Origin of the sequence: Streptomyces sp. MST-110588, assembly GCF_022695595.1 — a bacterium.
Taxonomy (GTDB): domain Bacteria; phylum Actinomycetota; class Actinomycetes; order Streptomycetales; family Streptomycetaceae; genus Streptomyces.
In genome coordinates this window covers 57092-76524 of sequence record NZ_CP074380.1, presented here as the reverse complement: position 1 = coordinate 76524, position 19433 = coordinate 57092, and the positions used below count along the sequence as shown (strand labels likewise).

At 68.1% G+C, this 19433-nt stretch carries 19 protein-coding genes and 3 pseudogenes; 10 read left to right on the top strand and 12 right to left on the bottom strand.

The annotated features are described in order from the left end of the window. Positions 1-249: 249 nt before the first annotated feature. Entirely contained in the window at positions 250-1227 is a 978-nt protein-coding gene (locus KGS77_RS00375; protein WP_242577926.1) for an alpha/beta hydrolase, read from the top strand. Positions 1228-1344: 117 nt separating this feature from the next. On the opposite strand, the gene KGS77_RS00370 is transcribed toward KGS77_RS00375, so the two are convergent. After that, entirely contained in the window at positions 1345-2289 is a 945-nt protein-coding gene (locus tag KGS77_RS00370) for an amidohydrolase family protein (RefSeq protein ID WP_242577925.1), read from the bottom strand. 57 nt (positions 2290-2346) lie between these two features. On the opposite strand from KGS77_RS00370, the gene KGS77_RS00365 reads away from it, so the two are divergent. Then, the gene (locus KGS77_RS00365) at positions 2347-2859 is read left to right on the top strand and encodes a MarR family transcriptional regulator (protein WP_347404411.1); all 513 of its coding nucleotides are present in this window, start codon (positions 2347-2349) and stop codon (positions 2857-2859) included. 69 nt (positions 2860-2928) lie between these two features. On the opposite strand, the gene KGS77_RS00360 is transcribed toward KGS77_RS00365, so the two are convergent. Both KGS77_RS00360 and KGS77_RS00355 read right to left on the bottom strand, forming a co-directional pair. Further along, positions 2929-3741, bottom strand: a complete 813-nt coding sequence (locus KGS77_RS00360; RefSeq protein ID WP_242577923.1) for a DUF1684 domain-containing protein — start codon at positions 3739-3741, stop codon at positions 2929-2931. 189 nt (positions 3742-3930) lie between these two features. Further along, positions 3931-4511: pseudogene (locus tag KGS77_RS00355) on the bottom strand (XRE family transcriptional regulator). Positions 4512-4576: 65 nt separating this feature from the next. Between KGS77_RS00355 and KGS77_RS00350 the strand changes: the two are divergent. Then, positions 4577-5575, top strand: a complete 999-nt coding sequence (locus KGS77_RS00350) for an NAD(P)/FAD-dependent oxidoreductase (protein ID WP_242577921.1) — start codon at positions 4577-4579, stop codon at positions 5573-5575. Between the two features lie 136 nt (positions 5576-5711). Here the strand turns inward: KGS77_RS00350 and KGS77_RS00345 are convergent, their stop codons facing one another. The 5 genes from KGS77_RS00345 to vanH all read right to left on the bottom strand — a co-directional run bounded on the left by KGS77_RS00345 (position 5712) and on the right by vanH (position 10252). Beyond that, entirely contained in the window at positions 5712-6485 is a 774-nt protein-coding gene (locus KGS77_RS00345; protein ID WP_242577919.1) for an alpha/beta hydrolase, read from the bottom strand. A 480-nt stretch (positions 6486-6965) separates the two neighbouring features. After that, positions 6966-7550: a hypothetical protein gene (locus KGS77_RS00340; protein ID WP_242577917.1), complete on the bottom strand. Its 585-nt coding sequence runs from the start codon at positions 7548-7550 to the stop codon at positions 6966-6968. 58 nt (positions 7551-7608) lie between these two features. Next, positions 7609-8217, bottom strand: coding sequence for a D-Ala-D-Ala dipeptidase VanX (vanX, locus tag KGS77_RS00335; RefSeq protein ID WP_242577916.1), 609 nt, complete (start codon positions 8215-8217; stop codon positions 7609-7611). After that, positions 8214-9254 (bottom strand): D-alanine--(R)-lactate ligase, encoded by a 1041-nt coding sequence (vanA, locus tag KGS77_RS00330; RefSeq protein WP_242577912.1) that lies wholly within the window; start codon positions 9252-9254, stop codon positions 8214-8216. Before vanA ends, vanX begins: the two co-directional genes overlap by 4 nt. Further along, on the bottom strand, positions 9251-10252 hold the full coding sequence (gene vanH / locus KGS77_RS00325) for a D-lactate dehydrogenase VanH (RefSeq protein WP_242587227.1): 1002 nt from the start codon (positions 10250-10252) through the stop codon (positions 9251-9253). Before vanH ends, vanA begins: the two co-directional genes overlap by 4 nt. 176 nt (positions 10253-10428) lie before the next feature. Here vanH and KGS77_RS00320 point away from each other — a divergent pair, with 176 nt between their 5' ends. From KGS77_RS00320 to KGS77_RS00310, 3 genes are all read left to right on the top strand, one after another. Beyond that, positions 10429-10656 (top strand): hypothetical protein, encoded by a 228-nt coding sequence (locus KGS77_RS00320; protein WP_242577910.1) that lies wholly within the window; start codon positions 10429-10431, stop codon positions 10654-10656. A gap of 138 nt (positions 10657-10794) precedes the next feature. Continuing rightward, the gene (gene murF, locus KGS77_RS00315; RefSeq protein ID WP_242577908.1) at positions 10795-12177 is read left to right on the top strand and encodes a UDP-N-acetylmuramoyl-tripeptide--D-alanyl-D-alanine ligase; all 1383 of its coding nucleotides are present in this window, start codon (positions 10795-10797) and stop codon (positions 12175-12177) included. A gap of 8 nt (positions 12178-12185) precedes the next feature. Continuing rightward, positions 12186-13304: a peptidoglycan bridge formation glycyltransferase FemA/FemB family protein gene (locus tag KGS77_RS00310; RefSeq protein WP_242577906.1), complete on the top strand. Its 1119-nt coding sequence runs from the start codon at positions 12186-12188 to the stop codon at positions 13302-13304. Positions 13305-13595: 291 nt separating this feature from the next. Here KGS77_RS00310 and KGS77_RS00305 read toward each other — a convergent pair whose 3' ends face one another. Continuing rightward, a complete protein-coding gene (locus tag KGS77_RS00305) occupies positions 13596-13892 on the bottom strand; it encodes a hypothetical protein (RefSeq protein ID WP_242577904.1) in 297 nt (98 codons plus the stop codon). A gap of 76 nt (positions 13893-13968) precedes the next feature. Further along, positions 13969-14258 (bottom strand): annotated as a pseudogene (locus KGS77_RS00300) (IS5/IS1182 family transposase); the annotation flags it as partial. Between the two features lie 333 nt (positions 14259-14591). Between KGS77_RS00300 and KGS77_RS00295 the strand changes: the two are divergent. Next, a pseudogene (locus KGS77_RS00295) lies at positions 14592-14692 on the top strand (IS5/IS1182 family transposase); the annotation flags it as partial. Positions 14693-14715: 23 nt separating this feature from the next. Here the strand turns inward: KGS77_RS00295 and KGS77_RS00290 are convergent. Continuing rightward, a complete protein-coding gene (locus tag KGS77_RS00290; protein WP_242577902.1) occupies positions 14716-15870 on the bottom strand; it encodes a HAMP domain-containing sensor histidine kinase in 1155 nt (384 codons plus the stop codon). Continuing rightward, positions 15863-16558 carry a response regulator transcription factor gene (locus KGS77_RS00285; protein WP_242577901.1) on the bottom strand — a complete coding sequence of 232 codons (696 nt, stop codon included), beginning with the start codon at positions 16556-16558 and terminating at the stop codon, positions 15863-15865. Before KGS77_RS00285 ends, KGS77_RS00290 begins: the two co-directional genes overlap by 8 nt. A 466-nt stretch (positions 16559-17024) precedes the next feature. On the opposite strand from KGS77_RS00285, the gene KGS77_RS00280 reads away from it, so the two are divergent. The 3 genes from KGS77_RS00280 (at position 17025) to KGS77_RS00270 (ending at position 19347) form a co-directional block, all read left to right on the top strand. Next, positions 17025-17291 carry a GlsB/YeaQ/YmgE family stress response membrane protein gene (locus tag KGS77_RS00280; protein WP_242577900.1) on the top strand — a complete coding sequence of 89 codons (267 nt, stop codon included), beginning with the start codon at positions 17025-17027 and terminating at the stop codon, positions 17289-17291. Positions 17292-17568: 277 nt separating this feature from the next. Next, entirely contained in the window at positions 17569-18393 is an 825-nt protein-coding gene (locus tag KGS77_RS00275; RefSeq protein ID WP_242577898.1) for a TGBp1 family protein, read from the top strand. A gap of 270 nt (positions 18394-18663) precedes the next feature. Beyond that, positions 18664-19347 carry a response regulator transcription factor gene (locus KGS77_RS00270; protein ID WP_242577897.1) on the top strand — a complete coding sequence of 228 codons (684 nt, stop codon included), beginning with the start codon at positions 18664-18666 and terminating at the stop codon, positions 19345-19347. The last annotated feature ends 86 nt before the right edge of the window (positions 19348-19433 follow it).

Here is a 19433-nt window from a genome sequence, read left to right as displayed (position 1 = left end):
CTGGGGGAGCGTCAGGCTGCGGGGTGACCGCAGAGGAGAGCAGGGCGCTCGCCTGGTTTTGGATTGATGGGTCCAATATTGACGCGACCGCCGTCCGGCAGCAGACTGGATCAGTCGGTCCGGAAGTGGGGAAGGGCGGCGCATTCGCCGTTTCTCTTCCCTCCGCCGGCACGGGGCAGCCGGACCCACCTCCCGCGGAAGCCGGAAAGGCGGCTCCCGCGGGGCCCGACAAGGAGGTATCGGACCATCATGACCTCAGCACTCCCCGGCGCCGCCATGCGGTCCGTCACGTCTCCCGGCGCGGTCCGGCCGTCGGGTTTTGGTACCGCCACCGGCGTGCCGGGCCTGCCTGCCGGCTTCTGCGACGTCTTCTCCAGCCGGTACGTCGACGTGGACGGGGTACGCCTGCACACCGTCACCGGAGGACAGGGGCCGGCGCTGCTCCTGATCGGAGGCTGGCCGCAGTTCTGGTACCAGTGGCGTCATGTCATGCTTCCGCTGGCCGGGCACTACACCGTGATCGTCGCCGACGCGCGCGGCACCGGTCTGTCCGACAAGCCCGCCACCGGATACGACTCCGCGACCTGCGCACGGGAATTCCACCGGCTGATGGAGTTGCTCGGCCACGACCGGTTCGCCGTCGTCGGCCACGACATCGGCGTATGGACGGCTTACGCCATGGCCGCGGACAATCCGGGCCCCATTCAGCGCATGGCCCTGGTCGACGCGATCATCCCCGGTGTCTCCGCCTCGCCCCCGCTCCTCGGCGACCGGCGTACCAGCGACTTCCTGTGGCACTTCAACTTCAACCGTGCGCTTGATGTCAACGAAGACCTCGTCCGGGGGCGGGAAGACCTCTACTTCGGGCACCAGTTCGCCACCAAGGCATCCACCCCCACCGCGGTCCCCGCCTCCGCGGTGGCCGTGTACGTCCAGGCCATGCGCCTTCCCGGGGCGTTGCGGGCCGGCTTCGAGTACTACCGTGCCATCGACGAGACCATGGCGCAGAGCCTCGAACGCAAGAAGCGCAAGCTCACCCTTCCCGTGCTGGCTGTCGCGGGTGACGCCCTCGGCGGGGAGAACATGGAGAACGAAGTCCGTTCCCTGGCCGATGACGTGCGCAGCACCGTCGTTGCCGACTGCGGTCACTTCGTTCCGGAGGAAGCGCCCGAAGCACTGCTGGAGCACCTGCTGCCCTTCCTCCACCCTTACCGGAGCGCTCACTGAGGCGCGGGCGGAATCGCCCGTACCCGCGCCGGGGGCAAGGGGCCGTGCGGACCCACCGCCCGGTGGCGCGCCGCCGGACGGCGCGCCCGACGTGGGCTGCCGGTGCCCCGCCCCTGGTCAGCGGGCGAGGCAGGGGAAGAGGACCTCGGCGTTCCTGCGGTTGACGGCCTCCGCCTGGCCAGGCGTGAAGTCGGGGTAGGTCTCCAGGAAGCGGTTGTAGTAGGTGCCGGCCTCCTGCGGCGCGAAGGGCCAGTCGCTGCCGTAGAGGACATGGTCGGGTTCGGCGAAGGCCAGCAGGGCGGGCAGGGCGCTGGGGCTGGCGGACAGGGCGGTGTCGAAGTAGAAGCGTTTCAGGTCGTGCAGGACGTCTTCGGCCCTGCGGTCGGGAGCGACGACGGTGGAGATCAGGCCGGAGAAACGGTAGGCGGCATAGGGGAGGAAGCCGCCGCCGTGCGAAAGGATCACCCGCAGGTCCGGATAGCGGCTCATGACGCCGTTCAGCACCAGGTTGAGGGCACTGCGGGTGGTGTCGAAGACATAGTCGGCCAGCGGCGCCGGAGTGCCGGGGAGCAAGGCCATCGGGGGCTGGGCGGGGTGGACGAAGACGTTCGCCGCGCGGCGGTCGAGTTCGGCCCACAGCGGCTCGAAGCCGGGGTCGCCGAGGTAGCGCCCGCAGGCATGGGACATCAGCACCACGCCGTCGGCGCGCAGAACGTCCAGCGCGTACACGGCCTCGGCCAGGGCGGCGTCGATGTCGGGCAGCGGGACGCTCGCGAAATGGCCGAAGCGGTCGGGGCGGTCCTTGACGACCTCGGCGCTGTACTCGTTCACGGCGCGGGCGAGGCGCCGGGCCCGGCCGTCCTCGCCGAGGTGCACGCCGGGGGAGGTGACGGACAGGACGCCGGCGGCGATGCCCTGCCGGTCCATCATGGCGACGGCACTGTCGGCGCTCCAGCAGGGGATGGCCCAGCCGCCGGAGTCCAGGCCCTGCGCAGCGAGCGCCTGGGACCAGACCGGCGGAACGATGTGCTGGTGGACGTCGATGCGAGCGGGGAAGGCCATGCCGCGCCGCCTCCAATTGGTTAGCTTGCTAACGAATAGCTGAGTAAGCTAACCGTCATGAGGAAGACAGGCAACTCCGAGAAGCCCGGCCCTCGTGTCCCGCCCGCCGAGCCCGGAGTCGAGGACCTGGCCCGGGCTGCCGACCGGCTCTTCCACGCCATGCGGCGCTCACGGTCCGCCACGGCAGGCCGGTCCGAAGCCGGGCTGTCCATGTCACAGTTGACCCTGCTCAGGGCACTGGTGGAGGACGCCGGGGGCGAAGGGCTGCCGGTCAGCCGACTGGCCGCCAACGCCGAGGTCAGCGTCCCCACCGCCACCCGTATGCTGCGGCAGTTGGAGGACAGGAACGTGGTCACCCGGCGCCGCGCTGCACACGATGAACGTCAGGTCCTCGTCCGGCTCACCGAGGAGGGCGCAGAGCGCCTCGACGTCATGCAGGCCGAACTGCGGGCCCGTCAATACGCCGCTCTGTCGCGCTTCACCCGCAGGAGCGGTGCGAACTCGCCGCACAGTTGCACCGCCTTGCCGGCGTCATCGGGGACACCGTTCCGGGGGCGGCCGGGCCGGTGACGGGCGGGGGATGAGCTCCCGGTCGGGGAACCGGCCCGCCCGTCACCGGATGGCCAGACAGCCGCGGCGTCAGCCCGTCTTCTCCCGTGGCGTCCGCTCCCCCGCCTCGATGGCGAAGGGGAGCCGGTTGCCCGGGGGTGGCACGGGACAGATGGGAAAATTGTCGCTGAACGCGCACGGCAGGTTCACCGCCCGGTTGAAGTCCAGGCGTACCAGCCCGTCTTCGCCCACTTCGGAGATCATCAGCGAGCGGCCCGCGCCGTAGGTGGTGACGCCGCTCGTGGCGTCGGCGAACACCGTGTTCAGCGTCCCGCCGGAACGCAGCACCTGCAGGGTGTAGGTCTGCCGCTCGTACTGAAGGTGTACGAGCCCGGGGGAGTCGTAGGTGTGCTCATCCAGCCCCGGATCGACGGAACTGAGCTTGATCGAATGGGATGACGCGTACGGTTCGTAGCGGCCGGTGAGCACCCAGTCGGGGTCCGGCGCGAAGACAGGTACGCCGCGGAAGTTCCGCCGTGCCGGCGTGGCCGGGTCGTAGACCACGATCATGCAGGTCCCGCGGCAGGTGATGCCGACCTCCAGGCCGCCTGCCGTCACCCGCTGGTCATCGGGGGCCCCGGTCAGGGAGATACGGCGTACGGTGCCGAAACTCTCGCCGCCGAAGGACATCGTCACCCCGTCCGGGTCGATGACGACCTCGTCCTGGTCCTGGGACCACAGGCCCGGCAGCCCCGGGTAGCGGCGGGGCGTGCTGTCCAGCCAGAACAGCGAGCGGGCCGACAGCCAGCCGTGCGGTGCGACGAGCCACTGCTCCCATCCGGCCCGCCACTCCTTCCAGTCCTGTGTGAACTGCTCACCAGCGGTGTCCTGGACGTATGCCATGGTGTGGCACCTGCCTTCCCGTTGTTCCGGTTCCGACGGACCCACCGTGCTGCGGACCGCCGGCCCGGGCAAAGGAAGTTGCGGCAAACGCAAAAAGCGCCCGGGCCGGCGCGCGGGGAGGTGCGCACGGCGTGAGGGGCTGAGCCGTGGCCGTAGCCGTGGCCGTGGGCGCGGGCCCGAGGGCCCAGGTCACGTCGTACGGGCGCGGAGATGCATGCGCTCCCCTTGCTGTCCGAAGATGATGAGCAGCTCAAGGGGCCGGCGGCCGGCGTTCGCTATGGCGTGCGGTACATGGGTGTCGAACTCGGCGGCTTCACCGGCACCCAGGAGGAAGTCGTTGTCGCCGAGAGCGAGCCGCAGCTTGCCGGACAGCACGTAGAGCCACTCGTGGCCCTCGTGCACCCGCTGGTCGAGCCGTTCGGGGACCTGCACGGGTACCGGCAGGACCTGCTTGAAGGCATGGAGACCGCCCGGTTCCCGGGAGAGGGGCACCCACACCACGCCGTCACGGTTCACCGGCCGCGGATGGATGCGCGGATCGCCCGTCGCCGGGGCACCGACCAGTTCGTCGAGCGGTACGCCGTACGCCTGCGCCAGGGGAGCAGGACCTCCAGCGTCGGGCGCCGTAGGCCCGATTCGATCCGGGACAGTGTGCTGACGGACATGCCCGTCAGCTCTGCGAGTTGCTTCAGTGTCGTCCCGCGCTGCTTGCGGAGGGCGCGCAGCCGTGGCCCGACCGCGTCGAGAACGGCGTTGAGGTTGTCGGTCATGGGACAAGCTTGCGCTTTCCGCAAAGTTTTTTCCCCTCCCCGCCGAATCCCCGCACAGTGAGCGCATGACTACGCCAGCGCAATCCGCAAACACAACCGCGCCCGGACCGGGTGACATCGGAGACCGCGCCGATGTCGTCGTGGTGGGCGGCGGCCTGGCCGGCCTCGGCGCCGCCCTGACCCTCGTCCGCGCACGCCGCTCGGTCCTCGTCATCGACGAGGGCCACCCGCGCAACGCGCCGGCCGCACACTCGCACGGCTACCTGACCCGCGACGGCACGCCTCCCCTCGAACTGCTCAGGCTGGGGCGGCAGGAGGTACGCGGCTACGGCGGGCGCATCATCGAGGGTGCCGTCCAGAGCATCACGCCGCTCGATGACGACGGCTTCCTCCTCACCACCCGGGAAGGCAACCGTCACCGGGCGCGGCGGGTGCTCGTGACCACCGGACTGGTTGACCGCTACCCGCACCTTCCAGGTCTGCGCGAGCGGTGGGGGCGCGACGTCGTGCACTGCCCCTACTGCTTCGGCTGGGAGCATCGCGACCGGGCCCTCGCCGTCCTCGGCACCGGGCCCGGGGCGGCGGCGCAGGCGCTGATGTGGCGTCAGTGGAGTGAGGACGTCGTGCTGTTCGAGCACACCGCGCCCGGGCTCGCCGAAGAGGAACGGGCCCGGCTCGCGGCCCGCGGCGTCACAGTCGTACCCGGCGAGGTGGAGGCGATCGAGGTCAGCGGCGACAGCGTCGTCGGTGTCCGGCTCGCCTCGGGCGAGGTCCACCCGCGTGAGGTCATCGTCGTCGGCCCGCGGTTCGAGTCCCGGCTCGACCTGCTCGTGCCCCTCGGCGTGCAGGTGGTCGAGCACCCGCTCGGCATCGGCCGCCAGGTTCAGGCCGACCCGAGCGGCTTCACCGGAGTGCCCGGGGTGTGGGTCGCCGGCAACGTACTCGACGTGACCGCCGGCGTCATGCAGGCCACGGCGTCGGGGGTCACGGCAGCCGCCGCGCTCAACGCCGACCTGACCGCGGACGACACCGAACGCGCCGTCCTGGCCGTACGAGCACCGTGACGCAACCACCCGCACCCGAGGCCGGCACCCGACGCCGACTTCGAAGCGGCAGAGCCCGACGCTCCCGAGTACACGCTCATGGGGCCCATGGTGGGACGGCACCTGCCCTCGATGGGCGGTATGCCGTCGGCATCAGCTATCGACTGCTGCCGGTCTCACGGCCCGGCCTCCCTTTCAGGTGCCGTGCGAAGAACTGGGCCGCAGTTTCCCCAGCGAACTGCGGTACGCCGGTGTGACCACCCATATTGGCGTACAGGGACTTCTCCCTGGAACCGAAGGCGTCAAACAGGTCCAGCGCCGCCTGCCGGTCGTTGCCTTCGTCGTCCCACTGCAGCAGGACATGCAGCGGAATAGTGACCTGCCGGGCCTCCTCGAACATGACGCGAGGCACCAGGCTCCCCGCGAACAGGCCGGCGGCCACGATGCGCGGCTCGACCACCGCCAGCCGGATGCCGATGGAGATCACTCCCCCCGAGTACCCGACCGGACCGCCGATCTCGGGCAGCGACAGGAAGGCGTCCAGCGCGTCCTGCCATTCCGGGACCGCCTTGTCGACCAGCGGGAGGACGAGGGCGTCGACCATCTCGTCGCCGACCGGCTCGCCGGCCTGCATCGCCCGGCGCAGGCCGGCCCGGGCCTGGTCGAGGGCGGGCCAACGGGGCCGGTCGCCGCATCCGGGGAGCTCGATGGTGGCCGTGGCGAAGCCCTCCGCTGCGGAGTGCCGGGCTCGGGCCACCAGTCGGGGGTACATCGTGCGTAGGCCGAGCGTGGGATGGCCGAGCAGGATCAGTGGCACCGGCGCGGATGCGGATGCGGCTTCGGGTGTCCACAGGATGCCGGGAATCCCGCCGAGGGTGAATTCGCGTTCGAGGACGCCGTCGTCGAGGCGTTTCTCGGAAGTGACATGCATGGTCGTGCCTTTCGGGAGTGCACTGGAACGGCGCTCCCGGACGACCTGTCTATCGCCCGACCGTGACCCCGGAGGGGAGCACCCATGTCAATACTGTGTTCACGGGTACCACCTCCTCGCTCTCTCGCACGGCCTCCGGAAAAGTAGCAGTGATCGCCCCGTCCGCCAAACGGTTTTCGCGCCACCGTCATCGCTGGCACAGCCGTCAACTGCTGCTCGTACGCCGTAGCGGAGCCGGCCTACTCGATGCCCATCAACCGATCACTCGTGAAGGTACGCCCTTCGTATGCTCCCCGAGCTCGATCCACAGGTCCCGAACGTTGCTCCCCGCACGATCGGGTTGCTGTTCTTGAGCACCGCACCTGCGCCGGCCCCTCGCAGGGCCGGTATCCCGGGGTCTTCGGGATCGTTGAAAGAGCTCGGTGTGCCCCACCGAGTGGCCGCCGGTGACAACGACGCGCGGTGCCGGTTCGCCTGGGCTCACGATGTGGCGCTGACCAGTATTCCTCGTCTTGCATGGAACCGCTCGAATATGCGCATGGGCAGCGATGCGGAGTCCGCATTGTGGGAGTAGCCCGACGGATTATGGAACCGCACCATCCCGCCGTGGACTGCATGAACCAGCACAAGATGCCCTCCCCGTCGCGGTTCGTAGGTTCTCGGGTCGCGGATCTCAGGAGATACCGAAGCGATCAGGACTTGCCCGGGGCGCACCGCTCGGGCGGACTCTTGGATCGGTGTGTTCTCGACCAGTTGGCATGCGAATCCGAATTGTGAGCTGACCCAAGCCATGAATGGCCTGTAGATCAGTCCGTGGACCTTGCCCTGGGGTTCCACCACGTAGCAGCCCCGGTCGAGGGCCAGCGCAAGGAGTTCACGCATCGGCAGTCGGATGTCCGTCCAGCCATGGAGCAGGGACTGCAGGCACGCCAAGCCGCAGACTTTGCGGGACCAGAACAGATATTCCTCGCGCGAGTGGTATCCGTCAAAGGCCCAGTCGTGCAGTTGCGATGGCTCGGTGCGCCTCAGGAAGACGTCGAGACCCGATGGGGTGGCATGCCGCATGACGACCTCGTCGTTCCGGTCCAGGCTTCCCCACTGTGAGACGTACGGGAGGCTTCCATTAGGCGATGGGAAAGTCGAAATAGACATCTGAATAAGGCTCGCTTTTCAGCGTGTAGTGCCACCACTCGCAGGCGTAGGGAGCGAAACCGCAGTTCTCCATGATGGAGCGAAGACACTTGCGGTTTCCCGCTTCGGTGGGCGTTATCCCTCTTGCTCCATGATGCGAGATCGGGTCCATGAGGTCATGGCCGCCACCCATGCGGACGCTTTCTCCGGTGGCGAGGCTGTAGAGCGTCAAGTCGACGGTACTGCCGCGACTGTGGCCCGACTTGGCGGCCACGTACCCCTTGTCGAAAAGCTGGGATCTGTCGATGTTGGGGTAGTGGCGCTGCTTTGTCCGGCCATCCTCCGGCTGTTCCGACCAGCGCAGGAAGCAGTCGACGGCGCGTTGTGGACGGTATCCGTCCCAAACGAGCAAGCCGAAGCCGAGGGATGCGGCTTCTTCTTGCGCTCGCCCCAGGGCTGTGCACAAAGCTCTGGTGCCGACTATCCGGTTTGCCAGGTATCCGTCCACCGGCGCTCCGGTGAAGTTGTCCCGGGTGGCATACTTGGCATCCCAACGGATGCCGGGCACCAGCTCGTCCAGGTACACGAAGTCCTCGTTCATCGATTTTTCCGGTGCAGGGTCATGGACACGAGCCGGTCGATCACGTCGGGAAGCGGCAGTCCTGCGGCGGCCATCATCCGGGGATAGCGGCTGTAGGAGGTCATGCCGGGCAGGGTGTTGACTTCGTTGAGTACCACCTGGCCGTCCCCCTTGAGGAACATGTCCACGCGGGCAAGCCCCTGGCAGCCCAGGGTGCGGTAGATGGTCTTGGCGCTCTCTTGGACGAGCCGACGCGATTCTTCGGAGATGTCGGCGGGAACGATGAACGTCGAGTTCTCCGAGCCGGTCTCGGGTGAGTCCTCCTGGTGGATCCTGAAGAATCCGTGTGAGAGGGCTATGCGGTCCACCTCGCCCGCGATCGGGGTGGAGGGGTCCCCCAGGATTGCGCAGCCGACCTCGCTCCCGGCCACGGCCTCTTCGATCAGGATCTTCGAGTCGTACCGTCGTGCGGCATCAAGTGCACCCGGCAGGTCCTCTTCTCCGGCGACTTTGCTGACGCCGAAGGACGAGCCCGAACGGGCCGGCTTCACGAACACAGGGTAAGGAAGCCGGCCGGCGTCGACCTTCTCGTTCCCCGTGACCACCCGGAAATTCGGCGTGGCGATTCCCGCGCTTCTGACGACGGTGTAGGTCAGGGATTTGTCCATGCAGATGGCGGAGCTCTGGACGTCGCAGCCGGCATAGGGAATGCCGGAGAGCTCAAGGAGGCCCTGGACCGCTCCGTCTTCGCCGAGTGTGCCGTGCAGCACGGGCAGTACGAGGTCCAGGCGGATCACTTCGAATCGTCCCTGTTCCAGGACGAGCAGTCCGTGGACGCTTCGGTCGGGTGACAGCATGACCGGACGGGTGCCGCCGTTCTCCCAGTCTGCGCCGGGGAAGTCACAGAGCTTCCAGGCGCCGGACTGCGTAATGCCGATCCAGTACGGTTCGTATGCATCGGTGTTGAGGTTCTTTGCGACCTCTTGGGCGGACTTGACGGAGACGGGGTGTTCTTCGGAAGAACCCCCGAAGATGATTCCGATCTTCAACCTGTTCACGTTGTCCCGCTTTCAAAGTTGAGGCAGTTGATGATGCTGTTTCTGATGGTGTCCCGTAGCGCGTGGTCGGTGTAATAGGCCGTGTGTGGGCTGATGAAAACATTCGGCAGCTCTTGCAGTCGCAACAGCGAGCGGTTCTCGATGGGCTTGTTCCGGCAGTCGGTGTAGAAGATTCCTTCCTCGCCATCGAGGACGTCCAGCGCCGCGCCGCCCAATCTGCCGCTCTCCAACGCCGGAAGAAGGGCTTCGGTATCAATGAGCGGACCGCGTCCGGTGTTGACGATGAACGCGCCGTGTTTCATCTGCTCGATACGCCGGCGATCGAGAAGATGGCGGGTTTCTGCGGTGAGCGGGGTGTGGAGCGTGACAATGTCGCTGTGCCGGATCAGCTCGTCGATCGGCGCGTGATCGGCGGAAGTCTTGGGGCGGTTGTCGTAGGTCAGCACGCGGCAGCCGAAGCCTCGCAGCCGGTCGACGACTGCTGTGCCGATACGCCCCGTGCCGACCACTCCGACCGTCAGGTCGCGCAGCTCTCTGCCGCGTATCTCACTCAGTCGGTAGTCATGAGCATCGGTGCGGCGGATAGTGGCCTTCGCGTGGCGTACAGCCATCAGCATCAGCATCAGCGTGTAGTCGGCAACGCTGTCGGGAGAATACGCCACGTTTCCGACGGAGATACCGATGCTTTCCGCGTAGCTCACGTCGATGTGGTTGCATCCGACGCTTCGTGTGGAGAGATACTCCACACCGGCGCGGCTCAGTGCGATGAGCGTGGCACGGGTGACGTGCGTCTTGTGGCCGATGCTGATGCATCGATTCCCGACTGCCAGGCCGACATTGGCCTCAGAGACCGCTTCCTTCGTGATGGTTGGCACCATGCCAAAGCGAGGCGCCATCTCCCGGAATAGCAGGGCCTCATCCTGCTCGCACCCGTATACCGTGATTCCCGTTGTCGAGACAGCCCGTGAGGACGGCGCCGGCACTCGGGTGCGGCACATCGCCGCTCGTGTGGGTCCGCTGGAACTCATGCCGTCCAGTCAAGAAAGCACGGTGTTGCCGAGGCGTATGCATTTTTCGATACGCCGACGATATATTGCCGGCCGTTGCACGCGCAGGACGATGCTCGGCTCGGTCGTCAAGGACGAGTCCCCGACCCACAGAGGATGCCGGCAGGGTGAATGCGCAACACGTCGTCGCGTCGCCCTCAGAGCTCCGGGCGATCCCGAAGCGGCGCTCGGACGGGCCGGTAATGCTGCCGCCGGACCTGATGCTCGAACTGTCGGCTCGTCCGGTCGATCCCACGGGCGAAGCCGACGCGGCCGGCCAGCCGCATCCACGCTCTCGCGGGGTGGTGGCCGGCGACATATCGTCGGCGTATCGAAAACTGCATACGCGCCGGTAACACCACGCTCTCTTGAGTGGACGGCATGAGTAACGAACCAGCCTCTGCCCTCCACCACCCCGTCGGCCCGCCCCCGCTCGCCGTCACGGCGAGCGGCCGGTTGTTGAGGCGCCTCGCCGATCTTTGCGCGGTCGAGGCGTGATCCCGCTCAGCCTCGGCGAGATCGCCGCAGTGGTCGGCGGAAGGGTCGCGGGCGACGGCGCCGTGACGGTGACCGCGCCGGCCGTGCTCGACAGCCGGCAGGCCGAGCCGGGCAGCCTCTTCGTCGCCTTCGCCGGCGAGTACGCCGACGGCCACGACTACGCCGTCCAGGCCGGCCGAGCCGGCGCGGTGGCCGTGCTCGGCTCCCGGCCCACGGCGCTGCCGACCATCGTCGTCGAGGACGCCAAGGCCGCGTTGCAGGCCCTCGCCGCCCACGTCGTGGCACGGCTGCGCGACGGGCTGACCGTCGTCGGGGTGACCGGATCCCGCGGCAAGACCAGCACCAAGGACCTGCTGGCGGCCGTGCTGTCGAGCGCCGCGCCGACGATCGCCACGATCGGCTCGCTCAACAACGAGCTCGGCGTGCCCCTCACCATGCTGCGCTCCGACGCGGCCACCCGGTTCCTCGTCCTTGAGATGGGAGTCCGCCGCATCGGTGACATCGCCGAACTCACCCGCCTGGTCGCGCCCGACATCGGTGTCGTCCTCAACGTCGGCCAGGCCCACCTCGGCCATCTCGGGTCGCGCGAGGCGATCGCCCGGGCCAAGGGCGAGCTGGTGCAGGGTCTGGCGCCCGGCGGCACCGCGGTCCTGAACGCCGACGATCCCCGGGTGGCCGCGATGCGCTCGCTCACCGACCGCCCGCTGTTGACCTTCGGCCGGGCGGAACATGCCGACGTTCGCGTACTCGACGTGGTGCTGGACCGGCTCGCCCGGCCGTCCTTCACACTGCGGACCGCCGCCGCCTGTGCCCCGGTCGCGCTGCCGCTCGTAGGCACGCACCAGGCGCTCAACGCGTCGGCTGCCGCGGCAGTGGGGCTGGCGGCCGGCGTCTGCCTCGATTCGGCCGCGGCGGCGCTGCCCACGGTCTCGCTCTCGAAGTGGCGCCTGGAGCTACGTGACCTCGTCGGCGGCGCAACGCTGCTCGACGACTCCTTCAACGCCGACCCCGACTCGACCCGTGCCGCCCTGGACGCGCTGGCGGCAATCGAGGGCAGGCGCCGCATCGCCGTCCTCGGCGAGATGCTCGAACTCGGCGACGACAGCGCGGCCGAACACCGCGCCATCGGGGAGTACGCCGCCTCCCGGGCGGACGTGGTGGTCGCGGTCGGAGCCCGCCCGCTCGCCGACGGCGCCGGAGAGCGGGCGGTGGCGCTGACCGGCAACGCCGCGGCCGTCCAGTGGCTGCGCGGTCGGCTCACCGCCGGCGATGTGGTGCTCGTCAAGGCCTCCCGCGGGGCGCGCCTCGACGAGGTCGTCGCCGCGCTCGTGTCCGGCCCCCACGGTGTGCCGGCGGATCGACCGATGGACGACAGGTAGGAGCGGCTGTGGCTTTTCGGGTACGGACCATCACGGCTGGCGATCACGCCGCGTTCAACGCGACCCGGCCTGCGGTGAGTTTCCTGCAGACCCCGGCCTGGGCGTCGGTGAAGAGCGAGTGGGGATCGGAGTCGCTGGGCTGGTTCGACGACCGCGGTCAACTGGTCGGCGCTGGCCTGGTGCTGTACCGGCGGCTGCCCGGGTTCAAGACGTCGCTGGCGTACCTGCCCGAAGGGCCGGTGATCGACTGGGCCTCGGATGATCTGGCCGGCTGGCTCGGCCCGTTGGTGGACCACCTCAAGCGCTCCGGCGCCTTCGCCGTACGCATCGGGACGACGGTGGCAGCCCGCACCTGGAGTGCTGCGACGATCAAGGCCGCGATCGCCGACCCGGGGATCACCAGGCTCAGCGACGTGCCGCCGGATACGGTCAACGCCGCCGCCGGCCGGGCACGCATCCAGCTCCGACACCTGGGCTGGCGCCCGCCGAAAGAAGAAGAAGGATTCTCCGCCGGGCAGCCGCGCTGGGTTTTCCAGGTCCCGTTGGCCGGCAAGAACGAAAATCAACTCCTTGAGGGGATGAACCAGCTCTGGCGGCGCAACATCAAGAAGGCCGGTAAAGCGGGCGTCATCGTGACCCAGGGCGGTGTCGAGGACCTACCCGACTTCTACCGGGTCTACCTCCAGACCACGAAACGTGATCACTTCATCCCGCGGCCGTTCAGCTACTTCCCGGCCATGTTTCAGGCGCTGCTGTCCGAGGACAAGGATCGGATCCGGCTCTACCTCGCCCACCACGAAGGTGACCTGGTGGCCGCCACCATCTGGGTCCGGGTCGGAGAACACGCCTGGTACAGCTACGGCGCCTCCGCCACGGCCAAACGGGAGGTACGCGGGTCGAACGCCGTGCAGTGGAAGATGATCACTGACGCTCTGGCTGCCGGATGTACGGTCTACAACCTGCGCGGCATCACCGACACCGTGGACAGGAACGACCCGCACCTGGGCCTGATCCAGTTCAAGGTCGGCACCGGCGGCGAAGCCGTGGAGTATCTCGGCGAATGGGACCTGCCGCTGAATCGCCTGCTTTACAAGGCATTCGACGTCTACATGTCCCGTCGAGGCTGAGGCAGCCTGCCGATGGCGGAACTCGGCGGGCGAGACGCGAAGTGGGCATGGAAGCAGAAACCGGCGTAGTCCGGATGGTCGCGCCCGCTGATCGCACATGCCGTCTCAGCGGTCAACAGATCGGCCGAGGAGGTCGCCCGGGTTCCTTCGAGGTCACTTTCACCGGTGATCTGCCGGTGGCCGGTGGCGGGCGATGACGTCGGATGTTCACCAGAACCCCTGACCTGCACTGCCGGACGTGATGGGAGATCGCTTCCCGTTGGCCTTGTGATCGTTTCCCAAAGGGACGGGTCAGTGGGGCCATGGGCCGACCGCGATTAGGTCGTAGAGGTAGGAGCGATCGTTCTTGAAGCTACGCCAGACGGTGGCCGGGGGGTCGGGTTGGTCCTCGTGGCTGTCGAGAGGATAGGCGGTGACGAGGCCGCCGGCGATCTCGCAGTGCCAGCCGTCGGTCGGCGACCAGACGCACCACACGTTCCCGTCCGCTCGGCGGTAGGCGGGGCGGCCGTTGCGCTCGCCGTCGCGCTCGAAGTGGTAGCGGAGTCCGTCGATGTGGCGCACGAAGGCGAAGGATGCAAGTGCCGTCATACCTTCGGCACTGTATGGGACGAATGCTGCTGGCGGACATGGAGTTCTGGGCGGATCCAGGCCAGGTCGCGCAATCTCACGGGCGGATCCAGAGCCGGATCGCTGAGAGGTGACGGTGCCGTGAAAGACGTAGACCCTCTCGTCGTAGCGGGCGGCGACGGCTCGGAAGCTCTTGAGCAGGCTGCTCGTCCGCTCGACCTCGTTGCGGCGTTTGCAGACCTCGCTGCCGAAGCCGACGGGCCGACCTCCCCTGCGGCCGTGGCGTCTACGGTTGGCCCGCTGGTCCTTCGGCTCAGGGATGGTGTGCCTGATCTGGCGACTTCGCAGGTAGCGGCGGTTTCGGCGTGAGCTGTACGCCTTGTCGCCTGTTCGGGGTATCAGCGTGGCTGCACCGGCTGTCGGAGGATATTTCGGTGCCGGTGAATGCGATCAAGGGGTACCGGCGGGTGGCCGGCTGGTGGCCCGAGCGGCATCGCTGCCCGGGAATGGCGTTCAGCATGCACCCGACACCGGCGGCGATGAGGGACGAGCGCGAGCGGTTCGAGGCGATCGGCAGCCTTCCGCTGAACGGGCGGACCGGGAAAGGGCGGACCGGGAAAGGGCGGTGGCCCCGGGCGTGTCACGCCAGCGGCTCGGCTGCCATGGCCCGCCCCCGAGACGGTGCAGGAAAAATGTCGAGGCCGTGCATGCGTAGACACGCCGATCGAACGCGGCGCCACCCACCTGAAGTCCTGGCGGGTCTTGCGTACATACCGTTGCAGTCCAACCGCATGACGCCCACCGCCATAGCTGTCCCCACCCGGAGCGGCAACGCTGAAGAAACTCACCGAGGGTTTCCCTGGGAAATCCGGACGTTCGTCAGGCTTGTTCGCCATCTGCTTGTGTGTGCTGACGCGGCGGGTAGTTGCACCGTGACGCGGAGCCCGCCGGCGGGGCGGGGGGTGAGAGTGAGGGTTCCGTCGTGTGCTTGGGTGATGCTTTTGACGATTGCCAGGCCAAGGCCGACACCTGCCTGGCCGGTGTGTAAGCGTTCGGTGCCGCGCTGAAATGGCTCGGTGAGTGTCGAGAGCATCTGTGAGGTGAGCTTCTCTCCGGTGTTCTCGACAGTGAGCACAACGGTGTCGGGGCGGACGCCGGTATTCACCCATACGACGCCCTGTCCAGGCAGGTTGTGGCCGATCGCGTTGTGCAGAAGGTTCGTGGTCATCTGCAGCAGGAGTGCCGGTGAGCCGATGGTGATGCTCTTGTCGCCGGAGGTTTCGATGGTGACGCCGTGCTTTTCTGCCAAGGGGAGGAGCGTTTCAGTGGCTTCTTCTGCCATGAGGGACAGGTCGACGTGTTCCCTGGTGAATGCCCGCTGGTTGGCGCGGCTGAGCAGGAGCAATGCTTCGGTGAGGGCGATGGCTCGAGTGTTGACCACGCGCAGGCGCTCGACAAGCTCGCAGATGTCGCCGTCCGGATCGTTGCGGGCCACGTCGAGAATCGCTTGCGTGACCGCCAGCGGGGTGCGCAGTTCGTGAGAGGCATTGGCCGCGAATCGCTGCTGTTCGGCGACGTGGGCTTCGAGCTGCGCGAGCATGGTGTCGAAGGAGTCGGCGAGTTCGCGGAACTCGTCCCGGCGGCCCGGCAGGCGGATCCGGCAGGAGAGCGGCCCGTTCGCCACGCTGCGTGTGACGTCGGTGATGCGAATCAGCGGGGTGAGCATCCGGCCGGCCAGAATCCACCCGCCCACGAGACCGAACACCAGCAGGAACGCCAGCACGAGGATTCCCGCCGGGACGAAGACGACTGGGCCGAAATTGCCTGGGTCGAAGACGCGTATGAAGTCGGACAGACCGGGGACGCTCAGGCTTTTCGACCTTCCTCGCAGAAGGAACACCCACACGGCGGCGAGCAGCAAGGTGCCCGCGATCACGAGGAACCCGGCGTAGCTGAGGGTGAGCTTGAGGCGGACGCTCAACCCTTGACGCCTATCCACGTTCCGCTCCCCGGTCACCGGCGTCCGGTCCTGTGTCGATGCGGTAACCGGCCCCGGCCACAGTGGCGATCAGCCAGGGCTCGCCGAGGCGTTTACGCAGAGCCGAGACCGTGATGCGCACGGCGTTGGTGAACGGGTCCGCGTTCTCGTCCCACGCTCGCTCCAGCAACTCTTCTGCGCTGACGACACCGCCTTCGGCTGCGGCGAGGACTTCGAGCACAGCGAACTGCTTCCTGGTGAGCGCGATGTAGCGGCCATCGCGGTAGACCTCGCGGCGGAACGGATCCACACGTAAGCCTGCGATCTCTCGCACAGGTGGCCTGTTGTGGGCGCGCCTGCGGTCGAGTGCCCTGAGCCTGAGCACGAGTTCTCGGAGTTCGAAGGGCTTGGTGAGATAGTCGTCGGCACCGAGCTCGAACCCGGTGGCCTTGTCGTCGATCCGGTCGGCAGCGGTCAGCATGAGGATCGGCATGCCGCTGCCGGAGGCGACGATGTGTTTGGCGATCTCATCCCCGGTGGGTCCGGGGATGTCCCGGTCGAGGACGGCGATGTCGTAAGCGTTGACGCTCAGCAGCTCCAGAGCGGTATCACCGTCACCGGCGATGTCGGCCGCGATCGCTTCCAGGCGCAGCCCATCGCGGATGGCCTCTGCCATGTAGGGCTCGTCCTCGACGATCAACACACGCATAGTCCGATGCTACGAGCCGGTGCCATATCGTCGGCATATCGAAAATCGGATACGGCCTGGCAGCATCACGCCCCTTGACCGGAGGCATGAACGGACCGCACATCATCCCACCTCGGCTCCGTGACCGGCTGTTCGCCGTACTTGCGGTGGTGCTGGCCGTGCTGCCCGGCCACGTCGCCGGCGGCGCGTACTTCTCCCGTACAACGGCTGGTGGGGCAAGCCGACGTACGACTTCGAGTCGATGGCCGGTGGATCCCAGGCCGCAGCTTCTACAGTGCTGTAGATTTTGCGTACGGTTACGCACTCACCGGTGCGGCGAAGGTAATGACGAGTCGGTGGCGGTGAACCGTGCGGGAGTCCCGGCACAGGTCGGCGAAGTCGTCACTCCGGTCTGGCCGGCATCGCCTCCGGCCTCGGCGTCAGCGGCTGGCGTCTGGACGAATCACACAGGATGGAAGGACCTTCCGTGGGCATCATCAGTTGGATCGTGCTCGGGCTGCTGGCCGGCGCGATAGCCAAGTTCCTGCTTCCCGGTCGCGACCCCGGTGGGCTGATCGGTACGACACTCATCGGTATCGCCGGAGCCTTCGTGGGCGGCTGGCTGTCGGCGAAGTTCCTGCACCGTCCGATCGCCCACGAGTTCTTCGACGGTGCCACGTGGGTCGCCGCCATCGCGGGTGCCCTGGTGCTGCTCGTCATCTATCGCCTCCTGTTCGGCACCTCACGGCGTTGAAGCCGCTGACGGCTCGGCTCGGCGCGGCGCGGCTCAGCACGGCTCACTCCGTCCGCGCCGAACCCGTACGGCACAGGAGGCGAGCGGCACCCGTGGAGCCGCGAGGCGTTAGAGTCTTTGTTCGCTCTCTGAAGCAGGCGTATCCGCGCAGGTGAACGGGGAGGCGAAGGTCAGGCTGTGCCTCTGCGCCCAGAGGGCTCCTGGGCGGGCCTTGGCAGAAAAATCCGTCGCCCGTGGCTGCCGTGAGCGGGCAGTCAGGTCCGACAAAGGTCAGGTAGTGAGCAATTCGATATCGGCGGGTGTGACGGAAACGGGGAAGCCCGTCATCGCGGACCGGGGGCCGGTCTTCCGGCCGCGTGGTGTGGTGGATCTGCGGGGTGTGGAAAAGGGGGGCGTTCCCGCTGTACTGACGTATCCAGTGGACGCGGTCGTGGTGGTGTCCGGATTGCCCGGCAGTGGTAAGAGCACCCTGCTGCGGCGTACGTCCGAGGCCGCACCCGTCATCGATCCACGAGTGGCGCATGTCGCCTGTGAGGCGGTGATGCCGGGCTGGTTGCCGTACGCGGTGTACCGGCCCTGGGCGCGGTGGCGGTACTTCCGTTGGCTGCGCACGGAGGTACGCAGTGGCGGGCCTTTGCTGGTCCACGACTGCGGTGGCCGACCGTGGATGCGCCGATGGCTGTCCGGACATACCGGACGCCAAGGACGTGAACTGCATCTGATCGTGCTGGACGTAGGGGTGGCCGAGGCATTGTCCGGCCAGGACGCCCGAGGCCGGTGGGCGCCGCGCCGCGCCTTTGCCCGCCATCGCAAGGGCCTGGACCGCCTGCTGCGGGCACTGTCCGGACCGGACGCGGCACCCCCACCCGCACCGCGCGCCGGTGGCACGGCCGTTATCACATCACCCCCCGCCACCAGGCTGACGGAACGGCCTGCCGCGCCGACGGCTCCCCTCCCTGACCTCGTACGGGAGGCGGCATCGGTGGTCTTGCTGGACCGCCGTTCGCGGGAGCAGGTGGCGGCCGTGGAATTCGTCACCGCACCGGCGGCCGGGCGGGCGCCTTGGCCGTCTGCCGCCACCGCACCCGTCATCCGGCCGTGAGTCGGGCCAGGATCGGGCCAGGAGCGGGGGCCGTGAGTCGGGCCGGTATCGGGACGGGGGCGGTGGGAGGGCGCATACCGATACGTACCGTGGCGGCCGTCCGGTTTCGGTACGAGCCAGGCCCCGACCGTGACGGCCGGGGCACGGGTCGGCCGATTCCGCATCAGGTGGCACCGGACGACTGGTTCGCCGCCTGGCAGCCGTCCTAGGCTGGGCGCATCCGCCGGCAGTGGCGATCCCAGAGGCCGGCCGGATCCAACGGGGGGCGCTATGACCGTGCGTCTGCTCCTGGCCGACGACCAAGCCGTCACACGAGCCGGCTTCCGGGTGCTGCTGTCGGAGTCGCCCGGGCTCTCGGTGATCGGCGAGGCGGACGGCCCGGACGAGGTGCTCGATACGGCCGGACGGCTCAAACCCGACGTCGTGCTGCTCAACCTGCGCGCGCTGAACCGTACCCAGCTCGCGCTGCTGACCAAGCGGCTGCGCTGTCCGGGGTGTGCGCCGGACAGCGCGGTCGTCATCGTCAAGGCCCCGGAGAACAGCGTCGGCTTCGCCGAGGCGCTCGCGGCCGGCGGCAGCGGCTGCGTCGCCCAGGACGCCGCCCGGCAGGCGCTGGTCAACGCCGTCATGCTGGTGTCGGAGGGCGGCGTGGTCTGTCTGCCGGGCGAAGAGCTGCGGGCCCTGCTGGAGGGCCCGCTGTCCTGCTGCGCCGACGACCCGGTGAGCTGGCCGTCGTCCGTGGCCTCGCTGACCGAGCGCGAGATCGCCGTCCTGGCCCTGCTGGGCCGGGGCCTGACCAACAGCGAGATGGCCGCCGAGCTCCATCTGGCCGTGACCACCGTGAAGAAGCACCTGGCGGGTGCGCTGCAGAAGATCGACGAGCCGAGCCGGGTACGTGCCGCGCTCTTCGCCTCCCGCCACCGTCTGGACGTACTGCACACCGCCCGCGGCTGACCGGGCCGCAGGAACGGTGCTGCGGTACCACGCGAGCGGTCCCCGAGGTCAACGCGCCTGGCGAACAGTATCCGTTCGGACAATGT

Bases quoted from the DNA above. Each gene is read 5' to 3' on its own strand.
- vanH (WP_242587227.1), bottom strand. From the start codon at position 10,252: ATGTGCCGCACCCGAGTGCCGGCGCCGTCCTCACGGGCTGTCTCGACA.
- KGS77_RS00350 (WP_242577921.1), top strand. From the start codon at position 4,577: ATGACTACGCCAGCGCAATCCGCAAACACAACCGCGCCCGGACCGGGT.
- KGS77_RS00375 (WP_242577926.1), top strand. From the start codon at position 250: ATGACCTCAGCACTCCCCGGCGCCGCCATGCGGTCCGTCACGTCTCCC.
- vanX (WP_242577916.1), bottom strand. From the start codon at position 8,217: ATGAACGAGGACTTCGTGTACCTGGACGAGCTGGTGCCCGGCATCCGT.
- KGS77_RS00285 (WP_242577901.1), bottom strand. From the start codon at position 16,558: ATGCGTGTGTTGATCGTCGAGGACGAGCCCTACATGGCAGAGGCCATC.
- KGS77_RS00365 (WP_347404411.1), top strand. From the start codon at position 2,347: ATGAGGAAGACAGGCAACTCCGAGAAGCCCGGCCCTCGTGTCCCGCCC.
- KGS77_RS00360 (WP_242577923.1), bottom strand. From the start codon at position 3,741: ATGGCATACGTCCAGGACACCGCTGGTGAGCAGTTCACACAGGACTGG.
- KGS77_RS00340 (WP_242577917.1), bottom strand. From the start codon at position 7,550: ATGCGGCATGCCACCCCATCGGGTCTCGACGTCTTCCTGAGGCGCACC.
- KGS77_RS00305 (WP_242577904.1), bottom strand. From the start codon at position 13,892: ATGACGGCACTTGCATCCTTCGCCTTCGTGCGCCACATCGACGGACTC.
- KGS77_RS00345 (WP_242577919.1), bottom strand. From the start codon at position 6,485: ATGCATGTCACTTCCGAGAAACGCCTCGACGACGGCGTCCTCGAACGC.
- KGS77_RS00370 (WP_242577925.1), bottom strand. From the start codon at position 2,289: ATGGCCTTCCCCGCTCGCATCGACGTCCACCAGCACATCGTTCCGCCG.
- KGS77_RS00270 (WP_242577897.1), top strand. From the start codon at position 18,664: ATGACCGTGCGTCTGCTCCTGGCCGACGACCAAGCCGTCACACGAGCC.